The sequence below is a fragment of the Citrobacter sp. wls615 genome (genome assembly GCF_005281355.1).
GTDB lineage: Bacteria > Pseudomonadota > Gammaproteobacteria > Enterobacterales > Enterobacteriaceae > Citrobacter > Citrobacter werkmanii.
In genome coordinates this window covers 47596-68782 of record NZ_SZXM01000045.1, presented here as the reverse complement: position 1 = coordinate 68782, position 21187 = coordinate 47596, and the positions used below count along the sequence as shown (strand labels likewise).

The following is a 21187-nucleotide window of genomic DNA, read 5'->3' as shown; positions in this document are numbered from 1 at the left end:
AGAATGGGGGAAAAAGGTACATCCAACGCCTGAAATGTGCCACAATAGTGGCTGTTTATACAGTATTTCAGGTTTTCTCATGGCACTTACGGCTGCGCTAAAAGCGCAAATCGCCGCCTGGTACAAGGCGCTTCAGGAACAGATCCCCGACTTTATCCCCCGTGCGCCGCAGCGGCAGATGATTGCTGACGTCGCGAAAACGCTTTCCGGGGAAGAAGGGCGGCATCTGGCGATTGAAGCACCGACCGGGGTGGGGAAAACCCTGTCGTATCTGATTCCCGGTATTGCCATTGCGCGTGAAGAGCAAAAAACGCTGGTGGTCAGTACTGCCAACGTCGCTTTGCAGGACCAGATCTACAGCAAAGATTTACCGCTGCTGCGCAAAATTATCCCCGACCTGCGTTTCACTGCCGCGTTTGGTCGCGGACGCTATGTCTGCCCGCGTAACTTAGCGGCGCTGGCCAGCACCGAACCTAATCAGCAGGATCTGCTGGCTTTTCTCGACGATGATCTGACGCCCAACAACCAGGAAGAACAAAAGCGCTGCGCCAGGTTAAAAGGCGATCTCGACAGCTACAAGTGGGACGGGCTGCGCGATCACACCGATATCGCCATTGACGACGGACTCTGGCAGCGTCTGAGCACCGATAAAGCCAGTTGTCTGAATCGTAACTGTCACTACTATCGTGAATGCCCTTTTTTTGTCGCCCGCCGGGAGATTCAGGAAGCTGAAGTGGTAGTAGCCAACCACGCGCTGGTGATGGCAGCCATGGAAAGCGAAGCCGTTTTGCCGGAGCCGAAAAATCTGCTGTTGGTGCTTGATGAAGGCCACCATTTGCCGGATGTCGCGCGCGATGCGCTGGAGATGAGCGCGGAAATCAGCGCCCCCTGGTATCGACTGCAGTTGGATCTATTTTGCAAATTAGTGGCTACCTGTCTGGAGCAGTTTCGGCCAAAAACTACGCCGCCGCTGGCGAATGCCGAGCGTCTGAACGGTCACTGTGAGGAATTGTATGAGCTGATTTCATCGCTCAATAACATTCTTAATCTGTACATGCCCGCTACCCAGGAGGCGGAGCACCGCTTCGCGATGGGCGAATTGCCTGCGGAAGTGATGGAGATTTGTCAGCGTCTGGCGAAGCTCACGGAAATGCTGCGCGGTCTGGCGGAACTGTTCCTCAACGATCTCAGTGAAAAAACCGGCACTCACGATATTGTGCGTCTGCATCGGGTTATTTTGCAGATGAACCGGGCGCTGGGCATGTTTGAGGCGCAAAGCAAACTGTGGCGGCTGGCATCGCTCGCGCAGTCGTCAGGCGCGCCGGTGAGTAAATGGGCGACGCGCGAGGTGCGTGACGGGCAGATCCACGTCTGGTTCCACTGCGTGGGGATCCGCGTGAGCGATCAGCTCGAACGACTGCTGTGGCGTAGCGTCCCGCATATTATTGTCACTTCCGCCACGCTGCGCTCGCTCAACAGCTTCTCGCGTTTGCAGGAGATGAGCGGTCTGAAGGAAAAAGCAGGGGACCGGTTTGTCGCGCTGGATTCACCGTTTAATCACGTTGAACAGGGCAAAATCGTCATTCCGCAAATGCGCTACGAACCGTTAATTGATAACGAAGAGCAGCATATTGCGGAAATGGCCGCCTATTTCCGCGAACAGCTGGAAAGTAAAAAGCATCAGGGCATGCTGGTACTCTTTGCCAGCGGTCGGGCGATGCAGCGTTTTCTTGAGCACGTTACCGATCTGCGCCTGCTGTTGCTGGTTCAGGGCGATCAGCCGCGCTATCGTCTGGTGGAGTTGCACCGTAAGCGGGTGACTAACGGCGAGCGTAGCGTGCTGGTTGGGCTGCAATCTTTTGCTGAAGGTCTGGACTTGAAAGGCGACCTGTTGACCCAGGTGCATATTCACAAAATTGCTTTTCCGCCTATCGACAGCCCGGTTGTGATCACCGAGGGCGAGTGGTTGAAAAGCCTGAACCGCTACCCCTTCGAGGTGCAGAGCCTGCCCGCGGCGTCGTTTAATTTGATCCAGCAGGTTGGGCGACTCATCCGTAGCCATGGCTGCTGGGGAGAAGTGGTTATTTATGACAAGCGTTTATTGACCAAAAGCTATGGCAAGCGTTTACTGAACGCGTTACCCATATTTCCGATAGAGCAACCTGCTGTGCCAGACGTTATAGTAAAACCAAAAGAAAAAGCGAAACCCACGCGCCGTCGTCGGCGTTAACGATGCGAGCAACAGGCAAGGAGTTATCGATGGATTACCGCAAAATCATTAAAGAGATTGGGCGAGGAAAAAATCACGCGCGTGACCTGGACAGGGATACTGCTCGCGGACTGTATACCCATATGATGAACGGCGACGTACCTGACCTTGAGATGGGCGGGGTACTGATTGCGCTACGTATCAAGGGCGAAGGCGAAGCGGAGATGCTGGGCTTTTACGAAGCGATGCAAAACCACACCATTCGTCTGACTCCGCCGGTAGCCAAACCTATGCCGATTGTCATTCCCAGCTACAATGGCGCGCGTAAGCAGGCGAATTTGACTCCGCTGCTGGCGATTTTACTGCATAAGCTCGGCTTCCCGGTGGTGGTACACGGCGTCAGCGAGGATCCTACCCGCGTGCTGACAGAAACCATTTTCGAACTGATGGGGATTACGCCAACGCTGCATGCCGGGCAGGCGCAGGCAAAGCTGGATGGTCATGAGCCGGTGTTTATCCCGGTGAGCGCGCTGTGTCCTCCGCTGGAGAAACAGTTGGCGATGCGCTGGAGAATGGGTGTGCGTAACAGCGCGCATACGTTGGCTAAACTCGCCACGCCGTTTGCTGACGATGCCGCGCTGCGTCTTTCCAGCGTGTCACATCCGGAATATGTATCGCGCGTGGCGAAATTCTTTGGCGACATCGGCGGCCGCGGCCTGTTGATGCACGGTACAGAAGGCGAAGTGTATGCCAACCCGCAGCGCTGCCCGCAGATAAGCCTGATCGATTCCTCCGGCGTGCGCGTATTGCACGACCGCCAGAGTGAGATGCCTGACGAACCGGTACCGCTGCCGGTGGCAAAAGATCCGGAAACTACCGCGCGCTGGATAGAACGTTGTCTGGCCGGTAGCGAGCCTGTTCCGGCTTCGTTGAAAATACAGATGGCCTGCTGCCTGGTCGCAACCGGCGAATCTTCCTCGCTGGCTGAAGGTCTGGCTCGCGTCGGGCAAAGCTTCTAAATTCTTGTTTCCCCGACAGGCCATTTCCAGGCCTGTCGGTTCATTCTTTGCAACAACGTGAAATTTCTGCACGTTTATTGACCTCCTGACTGGCGTGGCGCAGCATAGTTTGTTGAAAAATAAGAAACACAACAAACACGCGACACAACAGGAGATAACAATGAACAGTGGACATCGCTTCCATGTGCCAACGCTGCACGCCTTCATTCAGGCCGTTTTTCACCAGATGGGGAGTAACGAGCAGGAAGCGCGACTGGTGGCCGACCATCTGATTGCCTCTAACCTCGCCGGGCACGACTCCCACGGTATCGGCATGATCCCAAGCTATATTCGCTCCTTCTCGCAGGGACATCTGCAGATCAACCGTCATGCCAAAGTGGTAAAAGATGCGGGAGCGGTGATTACGCTTGATGGCGATTGCGCATTTGGTCAGGTGGCGGCGCACGAGGCAATGACGCTTGGGATTGAAAAAGCGCGCCAGTACGGTATCGCCGCCGTGGCGTTACACAATTCGCACCATATCGGACGTATTGGTTACTGGGCGGAACAATGTGCGGCGGCAGGTTTTGTCTCAGTACACTTTGTGAATGTGGTGGGTATCCCGATGGTCGCACCGTTCCACGGTCGCGATAGTCGTTTTGGCACCAACCCTTTCTGCGTCGTTTTTCCGCGTAAAAATACCTTCCCGCTGTTGCTGGACTATGCAACCAGCGCCATCGCCTTTGGCAAAACCCGTGTGGCATGGCATAAGGGGGAACCTGTGGCTCCGGGATGTCTGATTGATGCCGAGGGAGCGCCGACCACCGATCCTGCTGTGATGCAGGTCTCTCCACTGGGTTCGTTGCTGACCTTCGCTCAACACAAGGGTTATGCGCTGGCGGCGATGTGCGAAATTATGGGCGGCGCGCTTTCTGGTGGTAAAACCACACATGAGGAGAGCCTGCAGACCAGCGCAGACGCCATCATTAACTGCATGACCACCATCATTATGAACCCGGAACTGTTCGGCGCGCCGGACTGCGATAACCAGGTCGCGGCATTTGCTGAGTGGGTAAAAGCGTCCCCGCATGCCGATGACGCTCCGATCCTGTTGCCAGGGGAGTGGGAGGTGAATACTCGTGAGGAACGGCTGGAACAAGGTATTCCGCTGGATGCCGGAAGCTGGCAGGCAATTTGCGAAGCGGCGCGGCAAATAGGGATGTCCGACTCCGTGTTACGAGAGTTTCGTCAACGGTTGGAACAGTAGGCAAAAAAAAGCCCGTCCAGTGGCGGACGGGCAAACAAAGGGTAACAAACAGGGTCAATGAGGGTTGGAGCATTGGGTCGTACAGGTATTCTTTCGGTTATTTATAGATAACCGCGGTGCCGCTCATTTTGTCGTTGCCGACAGCGGAGGTGATGTTGTAACCCGTTGCGCCGGCAGCGGCGGCTTTCTCAGCCAGTTTTGCTTCCAGACCATCCAGCGTGGTGGCGCCATCTGCAGAAACGACACCAATTTTATTCATGCTTTGTGCCTGAGTGGAGGAAACCTGCTCGGCAGCGAAAACGCCAAATGACAGGGTAGAAAGGGCGATGGCGGCAACGGCAAATTTGATATTTTTCATGATTAATCTCTCGCAGGTTTGTTCTGTTAGTCAGTGTTCTGTTTAGAAGACGTTGTTTCGTCGATGTGAGAAGTATCACGTTTTTTTATGCGAGAGAAAATCGAATAGAATTGACGGCATCAATCAAAAAAATTGAATGACAAATAACTTATTGAATATTAATAAATTCGAAAGAGGGATTTACAGTTCTTGTCATTGCGCTTTACAGAGAAAGCGGCAACGGCACATTTTGCTACACAGCATGCGAAAAAGCGTGCTCGTAAAGGAAATGGTCTGCGCTGAAACTTTTGGTAAAGATGAGTCAACGTAGCTGGCTGTCTTTCGAACCTCTGCGATTATATCCTGAAAATGCTAATTTATGTGAATCTTTATCCTGCTGGCAGGCGACGCATAAGCGTACGCCCGGTACCGCCTCACGTCTGGCCTGTGGGATAGGATTACCGCATTCTTCGCATTCATACAGACTTTCCCCGGTCGGTAATTCACCGCGGGCGCGGGCAACAGCATCTTCAATAGTATTGTTGATCTGCTCGTTAACTGCGTCGTCATTTGCCCATCCGGATGCCATATGTACCTCCTGTCATTGTCTACAGAATAAGTATAGCGAATATGATGGCTGAAAAACGACCATGCATCAGCGGTATCAGATTTCAGACCATTCGTGCAGGAAACTGCATTCTGGACGAATGCAGTTGCGCTGAGTGAAGTGGGTTACTTATAGATAGTGGCGCTGCCGTACATCTGGTTTTTACCGCCCGCAGAGTTAACGACAAAGCCTTTTGCGCCTTGCTCTTTTGCTTTCTCTGCCAGCTTGTCTTCGAGATCGCTCAGGTTAGAGGCTCCGGTAGCGAATACTGTACCGGAGGCCTGGAGCTGACCGGTGGCTGGGCTGGTGTTGGGCTGTGCGGCAAAGGACGCGAACGTCATACCGGTTAGTACGGTAGCAGCAAGTAATGTGAGGCATTTCTTCATGGTGATATCCTCTGAGAAACAACAGGTGGTGCCTGATAAGTTTAGGTCGCCTTCGGATGATATTTACCGCAAAAAATTGATGATGAATCGTCTGTTTTTTGAACGATTTATTCGACGTGAAACAGGCATAAAGAATCAAATTTCCTTGATGAGTGTGTTTACCGCGTGGCGTTATGCGGGTATCTTACGCCGCTGTTAAAAGGAGAATGCTATGTCCCCCCAGAAACCGGGATTACACCCACGCAACCGCCACAATGGCCGTTATGATCTTGCGACTTTATGCCAGGTTACCCCCGAGTTGACGCAATTTCTCATCCTCACGCCCGGCGGCGAGCAGAGCGTTAACTTCGCCAATCCGCAGGCAGTGAAGGCGCTCAATAAAGCACTGCTGGCGCATTTTTATGCGGTGAAAAACTGGGATATTCCAGACGGTTTTCTGTGCCCGCCAGTTCCTGGTCGTGCGGACTACATTCACCATCTGGCCGACCTGTTAGGTGAAACGACAGGAACCATTCCGGCAAATGCGAGCGTACTGGACGTGGGAGTAGGGGCCAACTGTATTTATCCGCTGATTGGCGTGCATGAATACGGCTGGCGATTCACCGGTAGCGAAACCAGTAGCGAAGCGTTTAACAGCGCTCAGGCGATCGTTAACGCCAATCCGGGGTTAACTCGCGCAATTCGTTTGCGCCGACAAAAAGATGCTGCGTCAATCTTCAACGGTATCATTCATAAAAACGAGCAGTATGAAGCCACTGTATGTAACCCGCCATTCCATGATTCTGCGGCCTCTGCGCGTGCCGGAAGCGAACGTAAGCGTCGTAATCTGGGTCAGGACAAAGATGATGCGCTGAACTTTGGCGGACAGCAGCAGGAGTTGTGGTGTGAAGGCGGCGAAGTGGCGTTCATCAAGAAAATGATCGCCGAAAGCCAGGCCTTTGGTCGGCAGGTGATGTGGTTTACCACGCTGGTTTCGCGCGGTGAGAATTTACCTCCGCTGTATCATGCATTAACGGATGCGGGCGCGGTGAAAGTGGTTAAAAAAGAGATGGCCCAGGGGCAAAAGCAGAGCCGCTTTATTGCCTGGACCTTTATGGATAACGATCAGCGTCGTCGTTTTATGGCGCGTAAACGCTAAAGCGTTGGCTCCCCTGGCGGCAGTTGATCGCTTGCCGCCGACGGAGGGCCATTCACCGGTGCAGGCAAGACCTGATACGTCTGTACCGGGGCGCGTACGTTGGCCAGATCGAAATGTTTCTTCACCTGGCTGTCGAGCGCGAAACGTACGGTCCACTGTTTCAGCGGCAGGGTCGTAAATGAGACCCGTAGCGTGAAAGCCGTATTAGTTAACCCGACGATCCCGGCAAACGATGGCTCGCCGATAATAAGCCCGCGAATATCGTCCTTTTCCATCAGCTCAGCGACAGCGTCTTTCAACGCCTGATTGGCTTTATCCGCATCCTCATGACGGTCGACATCGTAATTGGCGACGACCGAGCCAATGCCACGCACAAAGTTGGCGAAGGTGGTTATCGATGACCAGGGAATGATATGGTACGCCCCGGTATCCTGACGCACCCCCACAGAACGAATGGACATCCTTTCAACCGTACCGGTGAGTGGACCGATAGTGACTAAATCCCCGGTGTTCATACCATTTTCGAACTGAATGAAGATCCCGGTGATAATGTCTTTTACCAGCGTTTGCGAGCCGAAAGAGATCGCCAGCCCCAGCGCCCCGGCCCCGGCCAGCAAGGGGGCGATATTGACGCCAATTTCGGACAGCACAATCATGATGGTGATGGTGCTGATAATCACCGCCAGCGCATTGCGGAACAGCGTTAACAGCGTACGGGTACGGGCACTGGGCAACGGGCGACCGTGAATATCGGAAGCCAGACGATTTTCAATCAGGCTGGCAAGGATCGTCCAGCCAATGGCGGAGAAGAAAAGAATCAGCGCGATACGAATCAGGATATCCACCGTTTTTTCTCCGGCGCCGTAATGCAGCCAGTTCCAGAAGTCGAACAATCCCCAGGCATTGAGCAGCAGCATCACCGCGACGCACACCGTAAGGATCCGGGCCACGCTTAACGCCGTCGACAGCCAGCCATTCAACCGTTTTTGTAATTCCGGATAGCTGCGCTGGGTATGTGGCGACAGGGTAATCGTTTTGGCTATCCAACGCGAAAGCATGCCGGAAACAAAGGCGGCAATGCCGATAATCACCAGGCTGCGTAACGTTGCGCCCATCATGAATTTCAGACTGTTGCCAGGGTCAAACAGCGAGAAGAAAAACAGCACAATGAAGTAAGCGCTGGCCAGCCAATGCCATACCAGCGCGAAGGCGCGGATAAACAGGCTGAAAAAGGCTAACGATCTTTCCGCCAGATTGAGCAAATGCTGTGTGATCTCTTTCTTATTTCTAAAAATCAGATACAGCGCCCATAGCGTGATACACAGCATGATGATGACGTTTGCCATCGCACCGACCTGCACGTTGACCTGATTTGAGATAATAGGAACAGCAACAATCAGTCCGTAACCAATCAGGCTGCTTAATGAACTCAAACGGCGATTCCAGTAGCGCGCGCCGTCATCCTGAATGTTAAACGGGCGTAGCTCCGCTACCGTCGGGCAAAATATCAGACGTAAAATCGCCTTGAAGAATTCAATCAACGCAAAGGCATTGAGGAACAGGCTTTGCTGGAAAGCGATGGTGCGGCTCCCGGCGTTCATTCGATCGCTCAGAATCTGCCCTATAAACAACGTCAGCGCCAGCAGTAATAAATCGATAATAAATGCGCCGACGATCATTGCCGGAAGCTGTAGCCAGTTGCTGCGTTCGCGGTTTTTCCGTCGCGCCCATTGTCCCATTTTGCGATACAGCGGCAGCGCGCACAGGCGGATCAGCCAGTAAAACCCAAACACTGACGCTGCCAGCATTAAAAAATGGGTCAGGGCATTGGTGAAGGTTTGCGGGTTAAAGGTTTTATGCGGGGCGTCGGTGATGTTGCGGTAAAGCTGGGCAAAGCGGTCGGAAAGAACTTCGCTATAGTGACGACTGACATCTGTCACGTTTTCCAACACCGTTTTTTCTTCAGTTAGCGTGGGGGGGACAATCACCGGCACGGGTTCGGGAGGAGGCGTTGCCGCGACTTTGCGCAATTGACCAATCAACTCCTGGCGCGATGCTTCATTGTCCAGTACGTCAGCCAGCGCGGCGTAAGCGGCTTTCTTTTGCTCAACATCAGGCTCTTTTGCGGGGGTGGCTTGCGGGTCGGCTGAAGTCGAGGTTGTGACACCGGGTATCGTCACCGCGTGAGACGGTATGCTCAGCAGACAAAAGAAGACCAACAGGATCCAGCGCATGACTCCTCCCATGAGAAAATAAATTCAAAAGGATAAGTATAGATGCCAGAGCGTAAGAGAATTGAAATGAGAGGATTCTGGTGAAAACCTCCCTTCGGGCGAAGGGAGGTCAATGCATCAGGAGACGTGCTGCAAGAATTCCTGTAAACGCTGGCTGGGAGGATTTTCAATCAGGGCTTGCGGATTACCGTCTTCGGCAATACGTCCCTTATCAATGAAAATCAGACGTGAGGCCACTTTTTCGGCAAAGCCGATCTCGTGGGTCACAATCACCATGGTCATCCCTTCTTCCGCCAGATCCTGCATGACTTTCAGAACTTCGTGGCGCAGTTCAGGGTCAAGCGCTGAGGTTGGTTCATCAAACAGCATCATTTTCGGCTTCACTGCCAGTGCACGGGCGATAGCCACACGCTGTTGTTGACCGCCGGAAAGTTCAGAAGGGTAGTGATGCGCACGCTCGGCCAGGCCGACCTTAGCCAGTAATTCTTTCGCCAGCTTCTCTGCCTGTTCTTTATTCGCCCCGCGTACGCGCTGCGGCCCAAACATGACGTTTTCCAGCGCCGTCAGGTGGGGGAACAGGTAGAACTGCTGAAACACCATCCCGGCTTCCTGGCGAATTAACCGCTCATCGACCTTGGGATCGTTGACTTTCAGACCGTCGACGATCAGATCGCCGGAAGTTATCTCTTCCAGCTTGTTAATGCAGCGCAGCAGAGTAGATTTACCGGAACCGGACGGCCCGATGATGACCACGACTTCGCCCTGCTTAATGTTCAGATCAATATTGTGCAGCACCTGGGTAGGACCAAAGTGCTTAGAAACGTTTTTAAATTCAATCACAGGATTTTCATCCTTCTTTCCAGACGACGCAGAATGAAGCTCAGCACCAGGGTAATGATCAGATAGAACACCGCAACGGCGCTCCAGATTTCCAGTGCGCGGAAGTTACCGGCAATGATTTCCTGCCCCTGACGGGTCAGTTCAGCGACGCCAATGACGATAAACAGCGAGGTATCTTTAATGCTGATGATCCACTGGTTGCCCAGCGGCGGCAGCATACGACGAAGTGCGAGAGGCAAAATAACGTGACGGATGGTCTCAGTGCGTGAAAGCCCAAGCGCCAGTCCGGCTTCGCTGAATCCTTTATGGATTGAGAGCACCGCACCGCGGGTGATTTCCGCAATATAGGCACCGGAGTTGATCATGATGGTGACAACGGCGGCGCTAAAGGGGTCAATACGTAAATCGTTAAACGCCATTGGCAGGGCGAAGTAGATAAACATCACTTGCACAACGATTGGTGTGCCACGAATGACTTCGATAAACACCAGCGCTATGTGGTTGGCTATCCAACCGCCGAAAGTACGTGCAAACCCTGCTGCAAGCCCGATTACCAGACCGCCAGCCAGACCAAGGATCGAGATCCATAAGGTCATTTTGGCGCCTTCAATCAAAAGCGGGATGGCGGGCCAGATGGCACTCCAGTCAAACTGCATATGTCGTTCCTGTTACCGTGGTGTAAAGATTCAAATGCCCGTTTTGCCAGATGCGCTGTGCTTATCCGGTTTACAGGTCTCAAAAATACTGGGAAAGGCCCGGTATGCATCGCGCCACCGGGCATCACTGCCAGTTATTATTTAGGTTCAGTACCGAACCATTTTTTGTAGATCTCGTTATATGTGCCGTTCTCTTTCAGCGTTTTCAGCGCGCCGTTCACTTTCTCACGCAGGTCATCGCTGCCTTTCGGGAAGGCGATACCGTATTGTTGAGCTTCCAGCGAGTCACCTACGGCTTTGAACTGGCCGTTACCCGCGGTTTTGATGAAATAAAGAATGTTTGGCGTGTCATGCAGCACGGCGTCTGCGCGGTTGGTGCCCAGTTCCATATAGGCGTTATCGATATTCGGGAACTGACGCAGGTCTTTGGTTTTGATGTTAGCTTTTGCGTAATCAACGGAACCGGTGCCGCTCTTCACAGCAACAACTTTACCATCCAGGTCTTTCACGCTTTTAACGTCGTTATTATTCGCTTTGACCATCACTAACAGACCGCTTTTGTAGTAGCCGTCAGAGAAGTCGATCGCTTTTTTACGCTCGTCGGTGATGGTGATACCCGCCAGTGCCAGGTCGACGTTTTTGGTTTGCAGAGCCGGGATGATGCCGCTGAAATCCATTGGTTTCAGTTCATAATCCAGCTTCAATTCTTTGGCGACGGCAGCCCACAGATCCACATCAAATCCAACGTATTTGTCACCCTGTTTGAATTCGAACGGTACAAACGCGGTGTCAGTTGCGACAACCAGTTTCTTATCTGCGGCATGGGAGGACACCGCAAAAGCCAGGGTAAGTGCAGCCAGTGAAACTTTTAATACAGACTTCATAGGATTTCCTTTTATATCCACGGGGCGATCCCCTGCGAGAACATATGGCTTAATGAAAAAATCGTGCCACTTTTGCAACTCATTGTTTTAAAAAGAAGGTATTTCTTTTCTCTGCACAATAAGTAGGGCAAAGCGGAAAATCTGCACTATTTTGGGGCACCCATTTGGTGCGTACTTGACACGGTGCAAACGGTATGACTATTTAGCGTAAAAATTGTTGATAAAACAATCTTTCGTTAACGATTGTGTGAGGTGATTATTACAATTAATTTACTTTGGAGTGACGAATGATCAATGTTATGCACCATAAATGTGCAAAACCCCCGCCGGAGCGAGGGTTTTATAGGTAATTCTTATGTCTGCTGTTATTCAATGTTGGCTTCGATAAACCACAGGAATTTGTCGAGATCGCGTGACGCAGCGGTGAAGATATCCGCTGTATCTTCGTCTTTTGCTTCGCTAATGGCTTTACGTACGCTGTTGGCGACCACTGCATAACGATCGGCCAGTTCTTTTAAGTGGTCCTGCACGCTATGGATATCCAGCGGATAGCTTTTCAGTGGCGTTTTGCTGTTAATGACCTGGGTCGTACCCAGTGCCACACCGCCTAACTGTACGGCGCGCTCAGCCATGGTATCGAGATGATCGGTCAGGGCAGTACGGAAGCCATCCAGCATTTCATGGACAGCAATAAAGTTCGCGCCGCGCATGTTCCAGTGAGCCTGTTTAGTGATCAACGACAGGTCGATGAACTGGATCACTTGCTGATTCAGCAGTTCTACCGTGGCTTTCTTTTCGCTGTCTGTCACATCGTTGCGAGTATAAACGAGGGCGGATGCTTTTGTTTTTACCAGTTTTGCGGTACTCATATTTTCATATCCTCTTGATATTTATGTCCCAACTCTTCAACGGGAATAAGTATAGCGCTAATTTTGGATTTATTTTTCCGGTGTTACCTATTGCTTTAATAGTGAAGAGATGAATGGAAATAAAATAATTAATAAAATCATAGGTATACATGATTTCATTACAACGAAATGTTATTTTTATGTTAATGTAAAAAATTAAAAGAAATATGTGGGTGGGTACAAGATATTTATTAGAAAATTATCACGCAGATTAACAAGTGGATATTCTGCATGATTATGCAAACCATGCAGAATATTAAGGGGGTTAATTCACGTCAACTTGCTTAATTTGCGGTTCTTTGCGAATAGTGAGTGTAGAACCCATTGATGCGGCAATAATAGCCCCCAGGGCCAGCGTCTGGATAAGCGTTAACGTTTCACCGAGGAAGATCATTCCCGAAACCGCAGCCAGCGCGGGTTCCATGCTCATCAACGTACCAAAAGTACGCGTTGGCAGTCGCGTTAGTGCGATCATCTCTAATGAGTAGGGGAGCGCGGTGGAGAGTACGGCCACGGCCAGGCCCAACGGCAGTATTGACCAGTGCCACAGGGCATCGCCGGCCTGAATCGCGCCAATGGGAACAAAAATCAGCGCAGCGATTAATGAACCCACCGCTACGGTTGCCGGACCGTGTTCTGCGCCGGCACGCTGGCCGGTGAGAATATAAACAGCCCAACAGGCGCCAGCTCCCAGCGCCAGCGCTGCGCCGGTTAAATCAACATGAGAAACGTCCTGGCCAAGCGGTAACAGGAACCAAAGCCCAAGAACGGCCAGGGCTACCCAAATAAAATCTACAGGGCGTCGGGATGAAAACAACGCCACTGCGAGCGGGCCGGTAAACTCCAGCGCCACGGCAATTCCCAGCGGGACGGTCTGAATAGACAGATAAAAGAGGTAGTTCATCCCGCCAAGAGACAGACCATAAAACAGCAGCGGCAGGCGCTGTTCTTTAGCAAAACGTAAACGCCAGGGTTTAAAGAAGGCGATAAGGATGAGTGTGCCCAGCGCGAGGCGCAGCGCGGTAACACCAGGTGCACCGACGAGTGGGAACAGCGATTTTGCCAGTGATGCACCGCTTTGAATGGAAGACATAGCAATGAGTAAAACCAAAATAGGTAACCAAACTGGCGCTTTACGTAACGACCCCGGCATCCTTTCTCCTGACAAATGATGGTTACATCTCTTCATCTGCGCGGCGTTGCGACGCGGATGGCAAAATGTATAGAAAAGTAAAACAGCGAGTGTAATGGAAATACACTCAACTGGTTGAGTATTGGTTGAAAAAAAAATTCTTCAGATCCGTACAATGGTACGAAATTGGTGGATTAATAATCTGCGTGATTAGGAATTATCTGGATGAATGTGTCGTATTGTGCGCGCAATAATGGCTCATTAACTTAAAAAAGTGGTGTAAATTGAAAGGTATAGCTGGTTTGTGAAATGTTTTGTTACATGAAAGAGCCCGTTAGACACCGCGAATCGCAAAGAGTTTCCCATCAATTTTTGTTATATTTAAAACTTAGGATTTACTTGAAGCACATTTGAGGTGGTTATGAAAAAAATTGCATGTCTTTCAGCACTGGCCGCTGTTCTGGCTTTCTCCGCAGGTACTGCTGTAGCTGCTACTTCTACCGTTACTGGTGGTTACGCTCAGAGTGATGCTCAGGGCGCAGCGAACAAAATGAACGGTTTCAACCTGAAGTATCGCTACGAGCAGGACAACAACCCGCTGGGTGTAATCGGTTCCTTCACTTACACTGAAAAAGACCGTACCGATGCTTCTGGCGACTACAACAAAACCCAGTACTACGGCATCACTGCGGGTCCGGCTTACCGTCTGAACGACTGGGCAAGCATCTACGGTGTAGTGGGTGTTGGTTACGGTAAATTCCAGAACGCAGCATCTCCGGCTGACAACCACACCACCAGCGACTACGGTTTCTCTTACGGTGCTGGTCTGCAGTTCAACCCGATCGAAAACGTTGCTCTGGACTTCTCCTATGAGCAGAGCCGTATTCGTAGCGTTGACGTTGGCACCTGGATCGCTGGCGTGGGTTACCGCTTCTAATCACTTCGGTGATATAAAAAATCCGCCTTTTGAGGCGGATTTTTTTTGCGTGTAATTTAGATATTAACGAGATTTGGTCTCAAAGATATCGGTACCCAAATGGTTGTAATCCACCTTCTGCAGTTTGAAGTTGGTGATATACACTGGCCCGGCCTTTTTCTCTGAGATAAAACGGTAGCTGTTGGTAATTTCCTTCGCGCTGATCCCCGTCCATTGAGAGAAAAAGCTAAGAAAATCATTCGCAGAGCGACGGGCTTTTATCACCCGATGGGCTTTATCATCGCTCGACAGCACCATAAAAGGTACCTGGAAATTCTGCTGGAAACGGTCGTCATGCGCCAGGTACTGCACCTCTTTTCCCCGCTCTTTAAAAGCGAGGCCATGATCGGAGAAATAGACCATCGAGAAGCTGGTACCGCTGTTGCGTAATTGCTCGTAAAGCTGGCGCAGCAGGTCATCCGTCTGCGTCATGGTGTACAGATAGCAAGATGTCTCCTTTGACTGGACGAAGGTCTCGTATTTTCCTTGCGTACGGTCGCAGGCCTGCGGATGTGAACCCATTAAATGCAGCACGATGAGCTGCGGCTGAGTGCGCTCGGTGGCCAGCACCTGGGCAGTCATCTTCAACAGTTCTTCGTCACGGGTATTTTTATCCGCTTCGAAATCACCGTTTTTGAGGAAGTGCACTTCATCAGCTCGTTTTGCGATACTGGCGATAGCCGTATCGTATTCACCAATCTGCCCCTGATTGGAAAACCACCACGTCTGGAATCCCGCGCGGTTGGCCAGAGTGACAAAGTTATCCTGGAACTGGGGTTTATTATCAACGACCCGATTAAGCGTTAAGCCAAGCGATTTTTGCGTTGAACCGCTTGCGGCAATGTAATCTGCGAACAGATAGCCGTTAACGGAACTGGCAAACGGGGTGTTGTCCCAGTGACCGCCAAACGCGCCTAATGCATCGCGGCGGGCGCTTTCACCAATGACCACGACATAGGTGTGATACTTTGGCTTCACGGCGGTTACCGTCCAGCTGTCTTTCACACTCGACAGCTTCGCCATGCGCTCCTGTTCATCGAGCACTTCGTTATTATTGACGATCACGTCTTTGGCAAAGCGGAAAACAGGATAACCGGTGTCCTTAAGCTTGAACACGCCGCCCCAGGCCAGGTTTTGTACCGGGGTAACAAAAAACGCGACGACGCTAAATAACAAACACAGGCTGTCGTATTTATTCCAGCTGCGCTTTTGCGCTTCTTTTTTACGGCGTACGGCGATAACGCCGAGGGCAAAAATAAATACCCCAACCAGATAATTGTACCAGGGGAAGATGGTCAGGATCTCGGTGGACTCTTCCATATTGGTTGAATGCAGCGCCAGCAACGTATTGAAGTTAGGCGAACCATAAGCCTGACCAAACGGAAAGTACATTGCCGCAATAAGTGAGCAAATGCCAATCAGCACTTTCTGCGCGCGCGGGGCGCTGCGCCACAGCAGCATTAATATACAGGTGAAAGCAACGCTGTAGAGCAAGCTAAGCGGATAGCCCAACGCCAGGTTGATCAACATAGACTGTAAGAAATAGAGGCCAGTCCACGGACTAATGGCCCGGCTACGAGCAATGATTGAATCTTTGAGGGTTAAATTCATACGCCACTAATGCAAAAACGCCATGTGCTTACCCTGGCGTTAAGGGTCATTGCCTGCCTGAGAGAGCGAGAAGAGGGATAGGGTCCGCATCCGCGAGCCGCAATATACGCAGGGCTGCGAAAAGATAGAGTGTGCATGAGAGAAGGTCAACTACTACAAGGAAATTGTTTTGCGAGAGAGGTGGCAAAACTGACAAAAAGAAGGGTTATTGGGACGAAACCACTACTGTACCCCGGATGACAGCAGGGAAAGGAAGCGGCGTACCGCGACGCCGCATTATTTTCCTGAAGGTTTATCCTGCTCTGGTTTGCTGTTGATCATGTCACACAGCATAGAGATCAGCATCAACCGTACTTTAAAGGGAGAGTGGCTAAACACGCGTATACACCTCTTAAATTCATTCATATAAACCTCCTGACTTCACGATCCCATCGGTCCTTGAGGGATGTCTTTATTATATACAGATATAGCACAGGCTATATTATATAGCTATTGCTAAAACGTTAATTTTTTGTGCCCACGCAACTCTGGTTTACAATGAGCGCTCTCTAATCAGATGCCGTTAACGCGTCACAGTAACGAGGAAGCAGAATGAGTCGTCGCGCAGGTATGCCAACAACAAAAAAAGTGACGCAATTGGTGAATGTCGAAGAACACGTTGAAGGATTTCGTCAGGTCCGGGAGGCACATCGCCGCGAGCTGATTGATGACTACGTAGAGCTGATTTCCGATCTCATTATTGAGGTGGGTGAGGCACGCCAGGTGGATATGGCTGCCCGACTCGGGGTTTCCCAGCCGACGGTTGCCAAAATGTTGAAGCGCCTTGCTTCTGTCGGGTTGATTGAAATGATCCCCTGGCGCGGGGTGTTTTTAACCGCAGAAGGCGAACGCCTGGCCCAGGAGAGCCGGGAGCGTCATCAGATTGTGGAAAATTTCCTGTTGATGTTAGGTATCAGCCCGGAAATTGCCCGCCGTGACGCTGAGGGAATGGAGCACCACGTCAGTAAGGAAACGCTGGAGGCTTTTAGCCGTTTTACGCAACAGCAAGGATCTGGCTCTGAATGAGTTTTCCTTTACTACGCGCCTTGCAGCGCGATCGTTTTTTCCAGCTGTTAATCATCGTCGGGGTTGTACTGAGCGTGTTCACGCCATTTACGCCCCGCTCCTGGCCTGGAGCGATTGACTGGCACACCATTATTACCCTTAGCGGCCTGATGTTACTGACCAAAGGCGTTGAATTAAGCGGTTACTTCGATGTGTTAGGGCGCAAGATGACCCGCCGCTTTCACACTGAACGCCAACTGGCGATATTTATGGTGCTGGCGGCGGCGCTACTGTCGACGTTTCTGACCAACGATGTTGCGTTGTTTATTGTTGTCCCGCTGACCATCACCCTGAAAAAATTATGCGCCATTCCGGTAAATCGTCTGATTATCTTTGAGGCGCTGGCGGTAAACGCTGGATCGTTGCTGACGCCAATAGGCAATCCGCAAAATATCCTGATGTGGGGGCGCTCCGGGTTGTCATTTACCGCGTTTACCTGGCAAATGGCGCCGCTCGCGGGTGCCATGATGCTGACGCTGGTGGTGCTGTGCTGGTTCAGTTTCCCGAACAAAGCATTGCACTATCATACCGGGACGCGCGCGCCGGACTGGCAACCACGCCTGGTGTGGAGCTGTCTGGCGCTGTATATCATCTTTCTGACGGCGCTGGAGTTAAAACAAGAGTTGTGGGGCCTGGCGATTGTGGCGGCGGGATTCATGGTTCTGGCGCGTCGCGTCATCCTCAGCGTGGACTGGACGCTGCTGCTGGTGTTTATGGCGATGTTCATTGATGTGCATTTGCTGACGCAGCTACCGGCATTGCAGGGGATAACCCACCAGATTGGCACGCTCTCTGCGCCGGGTCTGTGGTTGACGGCCATTGGCCTGTCGCAGTTTATCAGTAATGTGCCCAGTACAATTTTGTTGCTGAACTACGTTCCGCCGTCGCTGTTGCTGGCCTGGGCAGTTAATGTGGGCGGCTTCGGGCTGCTGCCTGGATCGCTGGCAAATCTTATCGCTTTACGCATGGCAAACGACCGACGGATTTGGTGGCGTTTTCATTGGTATTCGCTGCCGATGCTGATATGGGCGGGACTGGTAGGGTATGGTTTGCTACAGGTGATGTGAGGATTATGCCCGATAAGCGTAGCGCCATCGGGCATATATAGCAGATTAGTTCAGACGAACCGGCATACCAGAACGGTTCTGTACCGCCTGATCAACGACGGACTGATCAACGTCAGACTGACCGGTGACGCTGGTAATGCTCTTGTTCAGCGTAATCGGTACGATTTCCCCGCCTTCAAACTGTGCTTCAGTGGTGGACAGTGGGTTGTGTACCTCGATGTAACGGCTGCCGTCTGGTTCGGTAGTGGCTTTCACCGGCTCATCGATAAACTGTACGCGAGTGCCGACCGGCACATTTTCAAACAGGAATTTGATGTCGTCGTTACGCAGACGGACGCAACCGTGGCTGACACGTAAGCCAACGCCGAAGTTAGCATTGGTGCCGTGAATAGCATACAGACGACCGATATACAGGGCGTACAGACCCATCGGGTTATCCGGGCCTGCCGGAACCACGGCTGGCAGCGGTTCGCCCGCAGCGCGGTATTCCGCATGCATTTTCGCCGTTGGCGTCCAGGTTGGGCCCGCTTTCTTACGTTCTACTTTGGTGGTCCAGTTGATTGGCGTGTCTTTGCCTAACTGACCGATACCGATCGGCAGAACGATAACGGTGTTGGTGCCTTTCGGGTAGTAGTACAGACGCATTTCAGCGCTGTTGATAACAATACCTTCATGCACGGTATCCGGCAGGATCAACTGCTGAGGAATGTTCAGCACAGTGCCGCCCTTCGGCAGGAAAGTATCCACGCCAGGGTTGGCTTCCAGCATGTTAGACAGACCCATCTGATATTCTGCCGCAAAATACTCCAGCGGTTGGGTATTGCCTTCAGGAATGGTGATGACCTGGTTTTGGCCAATCAAACGGCTACCATCGGTAGGCAGCGGGTACGTGACGGCTGAGGCAGTGTTGCAAAAACCAACTACCGCAAGTGCCGCCGCGAAAAGCGTTGTCAATTTCATATTCATCTTCATGTATGCGAGATTCAGTGCCAGGCAGGTCAGTGGGTTGAGATTTATGTAGTGTTGGGCACGCATTATATGTGCAATCTGAGCAACAAGGAATTCGGATGTGTACTAAATCACATTTTTTTCCTTTTGCTTTCACTTTAGCCCTTCAGCATGAAGGGGCGATCTTATCGTAGACTTATGGCATAATAAGCGGTTTGTCACATATTTCTTTCTCTTTCAGGATACGCCAGTGTTAGTTTCCAGCAACGTCACCATGCAGTTCGGCAGTAAGCCGCTGTTTGAAAATATTTCCGTCAAATTTGGCGGCGGCAACCGTTACGGCCTGATTGGCGCGAACGGTAGCGGTAAATCCACTTTTATGAAAATTCTTGGCGGTGATCTCGAACCGACGCTGGGTAACGTTTCCCTCGATCCGAATGAGCGCATCGGTAAGCTGCGCCAGGATCAGTTCGCCTTTGAAGAATTCACCGTGCTTGACACCGTAATCATGGGTCACGGTGAACTGTGGGAAGTGAAGCAGGAGCGCGATCGTATATACGCTCTGGCCGAAATGAGCGAAGAAGACGGCTATAAAGTGGCTGACCTCGAAGTTCAGTACGGTGAAATGGACGGCTACTCTGCGGAAGCGCGTGCGGGCGAACTGCTGCTGGGCGTGGGTATTCCGGTAGAACAACATTACGGCCCGATGAGCGAAGTCGCACCCGGCTGGAAGCTGCGTGTGCTTCTGGCCCAGGCACTGTTCTCAAACCCGGATATTCTGCTGCTCGACGAACCAACGAACAACCTGGATATCGACACCATCCGCTGGCTGGAGCAGACGCTGAACGAACGTGACAGCACCATGATCATCATTTCGCACGACCGTCACTTCCTGAACATGGTCTGTACGCACATGGCGGATCTGGACTACGGCGAACTGCGTGTGTATCCAGGTAACTACGACGAATACATGACGGCGGCGACTCAGGCGCGTGAACGTCTGCTGGCCGATAACGCCAAGAAGAAAGCACAGATTGCCGACCTGCAATCCTTCGTCAGCCGCTTTAGCGCTAACGCATCGAAATCTCGTCAGGCGACTTCCCGCGCCCGTCAGATCGATAAAATTAAACTGGAAGAAGTTAAAGCTTCCAGCCGTCAGAACCCGTTCATCCGCTTCGAGCAGGATAAGAAACTGTTCCGTAACGCGCTGGAAGTGGAAGCGCTTACCAAAGGTTTTGATGAAGGCCCATTGTTTAAAAACTTCAATCTGCTGCTCGAAGTGGGTGAGAAGATTGCCATTCTGGGCGCCAACGGCGTGGGTAAATCCACTATGCTGAAAACGCTGGTCGGTGATTTGCAGCCGGATAACGGTACCGTGAAGTGGTCCGAAAACGCGCAGGTCGGTTACTACGCGCAGGATCATGAATATGAGTTTGAAAACGATCTGACGGTCTTCGAATGGATGAGTCAGTGGAAACAAGAAGGCGACGACGAGCAGGTTGTGCGCAGCTTCCTCGGTCGTCTGCTGTTCAGCCAGGACGATATCAAGAAGCCTGCAAAAGTGCTCTCCGGTGGTGAAAAAGGGCGCATGCTGTTCGGTAAGCTGATGATGCAGAAACCGAATATTCTGGTAATGGATGAACCAACCAACCACCTGGATATGGAATCAATTGAGTCGTTGAACATGGCGCTGGAAATGTATCAGGGCACGTTGATTTTCGTTTCTCACGACCGTGAGTTTGTCAGCTCGCTGGCCACCCGCGTGATTGAAATTACGCCGGAGCGCGTGATCGACTTCACCGGTAACTACGAAGATTACCTGCGTAGTAAAGGCGTCGAATAATTATCCCGTCGTTCTCGTGTTACAGGTGTGATGGTTGCACCT

Annotated in this window: 20 protein-coding genes; 8 read left to right on the top strand and 12 right to left on the bottom strand. The window is 51.7% G+C overall.

Annotation, left to right across the window (positions count from 1 at the left end; genetic code table 11):
- The first annotated feature begins 79 nt into the window (after positions 1–79).
- The 3 genes from dinG to FDX04_RS12535 all read left to right on the top strand — a co-directional run bounded on the left by dinG (position 80) and on the right by FDX04_RS12535 (position 4474).
- Positions 80–2230: an ATP-dependent DNA helicase DinG gene (dinG, locus tag FDX04_RS12545; protein ID WP_032942770.1), complete on the top strand. Its 2151-nt coding sequence runs from the start codon at positions 80–82 to the stop codon at positions 2228–2230.
- Positions 2231–2259: 29 nt separating this feature from the next.
- Positions 2260–3228, top strand: a complete 969-nt coding sequence (gene ybiB / locus FDX04_RS12540; RefSeq protein WP_137371028.1) for a DNA-binding protein YbiB — start codon at positions 2260–2262, stop codon at positions 3226–3228.
- A 160-nt stretch (positions 3229–3388) separates the two neighbouring features.
- Positions 3389–4474 carry a malate/lactate/ureidoglycolate dehydrogenase gene (locus tag FDX04_RS12535; RefSeq protein WP_137371027.1) on the top strand — a complete coding sequence of 362 codons (1086 nt, stop codon included), beginning with the start codon at positions 3389–3391 and terminating at the stop codon, positions 4472–4474.
- Between the two features lie 97 nt (positions 4475–4571).
- Here the strand turns inward: FDX04_RS12535 and ybiJ are convergent, their stop codons facing one another.
- From ybiJ to mcbA, 3 genes are all read right to left on the bottom strand, one after another.
- Complete coding sequence (gene ybiJ, locus FDX04_RS12530) at positions 4572–4832, bottom strand: DUF1471 family protein YbiJ (protein ID WP_137371026.1); 261 nt, start codon at positions 4830–4832, stop codon at positions 4572–4574.
- A 301-nt stretch (positions 4833–5133) separates the two neighbouring features.
- Positions 5134–5400, bottom strand: a complete 267-nt coding sequence (locus FDX04_RS12525) for a DksA/TraR family C4-type zinc finger protein (protein ID WP_042309595.1) — start codon at positions 5398–5400, stop codon at positions 5134–5136.
- A 143-nt stretch (positions 5401–5543) separates the two neighbouring features.
- A complete protein-coding gene (mcbA, locus tag FDX04_RS12520) occupies positions 5544–5804 on the bottom strand; it encodes a DUF1471 family periplasmic protein McbA (RefSeq protein WP_006685368.1) in 261 nt (86 codons plus the stop codon).
- Positions 5805–6015: 211 nt separating this feature from the next.
- Here mcbA and rlmF point away from each other — a divergent pair, with 211 nt between their 5' ends.
- Positions 6016–6942: a 23S rRNA (adenine(1618)-N(6))-methyltransferase RlmF gene (gene rlmF, locus FDX04_RS12515; protein WP_079224876.1), complete on the top strand. Its 927-nt coding sequence runs from the start codon at positions 6016–6018 to the stop codon at positions 6940–6942.
- On the opposite strand, the gene ybiO is transcribed toward rlmF, so the two are convergent.
- The 6 genes from ybiO to rhtA all read right to left on the bottom strand — a co-directional run bounded on the left by ybiO (position 6939) and on the right by rhtA (position 13617).
- Positions 6939–9176: a mechanosensitive channel protein gene (gene ybiO / locus FDX04_RS12510; RefSeq protein ID WP_079224874.1), complete on the bottom strand. Its 2238-nt coding sequence runs from the start codon at positions 9174–9176 to the stop codon at positions 6939–6941. The two genes, rlmF and ybiO, sit on opposite strands and share 4 nt — an antisense overlap.
- 117 nt (positions 9177–9293) lie before the next feature.
- The gene (glnQ, locus tag FDX04_RS12505) at positions 9294–10016 is read right to left on the bottom strand and encodes a glutamine ABC transporter ATP-binding protein GlnQ (protein ID WP_042309588.1); all 723 of its coding nucleotides are present in this window, start codon (positions 10014–10016) and stop codon (positions 9294–9296) included.
- Positions 10013–10672, bottom strand: a complete 660-nt coding sequence (gene glnP, locus FDX04_RS12500) for a glutamine ABC transporter permease GlnP (RefSeq protein ID WP_137371025.1) — start codon at positions 10670–10672, stop codon at positions 10013–10015. Before glnP ends, glnQ begins: the two co-directional genes overlap by 4 nt.
- 137 nt (positions 10673–10809) lie before the next feature.
- Positions 10810–11556: a glutamine ABC transporter substrate-binding protein GlnH gene (gene glnH, locus FDX04_RS12495; protein ID WP_061381903.1), complete on the bottom strand. Its 747-nt coding sequence runs from the start codon at positions 11554–11556 to the stop codon at positions 10810–10812.
- Between the two features lie 365 nt (positions 11557–11921).
- Positions 11922–12425 carry a DNA starvation/stationary phase protection protein Dps gene (gene dps, locus FDX04_RS12490; RefSeq protein WP_038639118.1) on the bottom strand — a complete coding sequence of 168 codons (504 nt, stop codon included), beginning with the start codon at positions 12423–12425 and terminating at the stop codon, positions 11922–11924.
- A gap of 304 nt (positions 12426–12729) precedes the next feature.
- On the bottom strand, positions 12730–13617 hold the full coding sequence (rhtA, locus tag FDX04_RS12485) for a threonine/homoserine exporter RhtA (protein WP_042309586.1): 888 nt from the start codon (positions 13615–13617) through the stop codon (positions 12730–12732).
- Positions 13618–14017: 400 nt separating this feature from the next.
- On the opposite strand from rhtA, the gene ompX reads away from it, so the two are divergent.
- The gene (gene ompX, locus FDX04_RS12480) at positions 14018–14533 is read left to right on the top strand and encodes an outer membrane protein OmpX (RefSeq protein ID WP_003035257.1); all 516 of its coding nucleotides are present in this window, start codon (positions 14018–14020) and stop codon (positions 14531–14533) included.
- A 63-nt stretch (positions 14534–14596) separates the two neighbouring features.
- Here the strand turns inward: ompX and FDX04_RS12475 are convergent, their stop codons facing one another.
- Both FDX04_RS12475 and mntS read right to left on the bottom strand, forming a co-directional pair.
- Positions 14597–16183 (bottom strand): phosphoethanolamine transferase, encoded by a 1587-nt coding sequence (locus FDX04_RS12475; protein ID WP_137361536.1) that lies wholly within the window; start codon positions 16181–16183, stop codon positions 14597–14599.
- Positions 16184–16459: 276 nt separating this feature from the next.
- A complete protein-coding gene (gene mntS / locus FDX04_RS12470; RefSeq protein WP_042309581.1) occupies positions 16460–16588 on the bottom strand; it encodes a manganase accumulation protein MntS in 129 nt (42 codons plus the stop codon).
- Positions 16589–16774: 186 nt separating this feature from the next.
- On the opposite strand from mntS, the gene mntR reads away from it, so the two are divergent.
- Both mntR and FDX04_RS12460 read left to right on the top strand, forming a co-directional pair.
- Positions 16775–17248 carry a manganese-binding transcriptional regulator MntR gene (gene mntR, locus FDX04_RS12465; RefSeq protein WP_042309579.1) on the top strand — a complete coding sequence of 158 codons (474 nt, stop codon included), beginning with the start codon at positions 16775–16777 and terminating at the stop codon, positions 17246–17248.
- Positions 17245–18354 (top strand): anion transporter, encoded by a 1110-nt coding sequence (locus FDX04_RS12460; RefSeq protein ID WP_137371024.1) that lies wholly within the window; start codon positions 17245–17247, stop codon positions 18352–18354. The genes mntR and FDX04_RS12460 overlap by 4 nt, the downstream gene beginning before the upstream one ends.
- Positions 18355–18399: 45 nt before the next feature.
- Here FDX04_RS12460 and ldtB read toward each other — a convergent pair whose 3' ends face one another.
- Positions 18400–19320 carry a L,D-transpeptidase gene (gene ldtB, locus FDX04_RS12455; RefSeq protein WP_042310152.1) on the bottom strand — a complete coding sequence of 307 codons (921 nt, stop codon included), beginning with the start codon at positions 19318–19320 and terminating at the stop codon, positions 18400–18402.
- Positions 19321–19552: 232 nt separating this feature from the next.
- On the opposite strand from ldtB, the gene FDX04_RS12450 reads away from it, so the two are divergent.
- Positions 19553–21145 (top strand): ABC-F family ATPase, encoded by a 1593-nt coding sequence (locus FDX04_RS12450; protein ID WP_137371023.1) that lies wholly within the window; start codon positions 19553–19555, stop codon positions 21143–21145.
- Positions 21146–21187 lie beyond the last annotated feature (42 nt).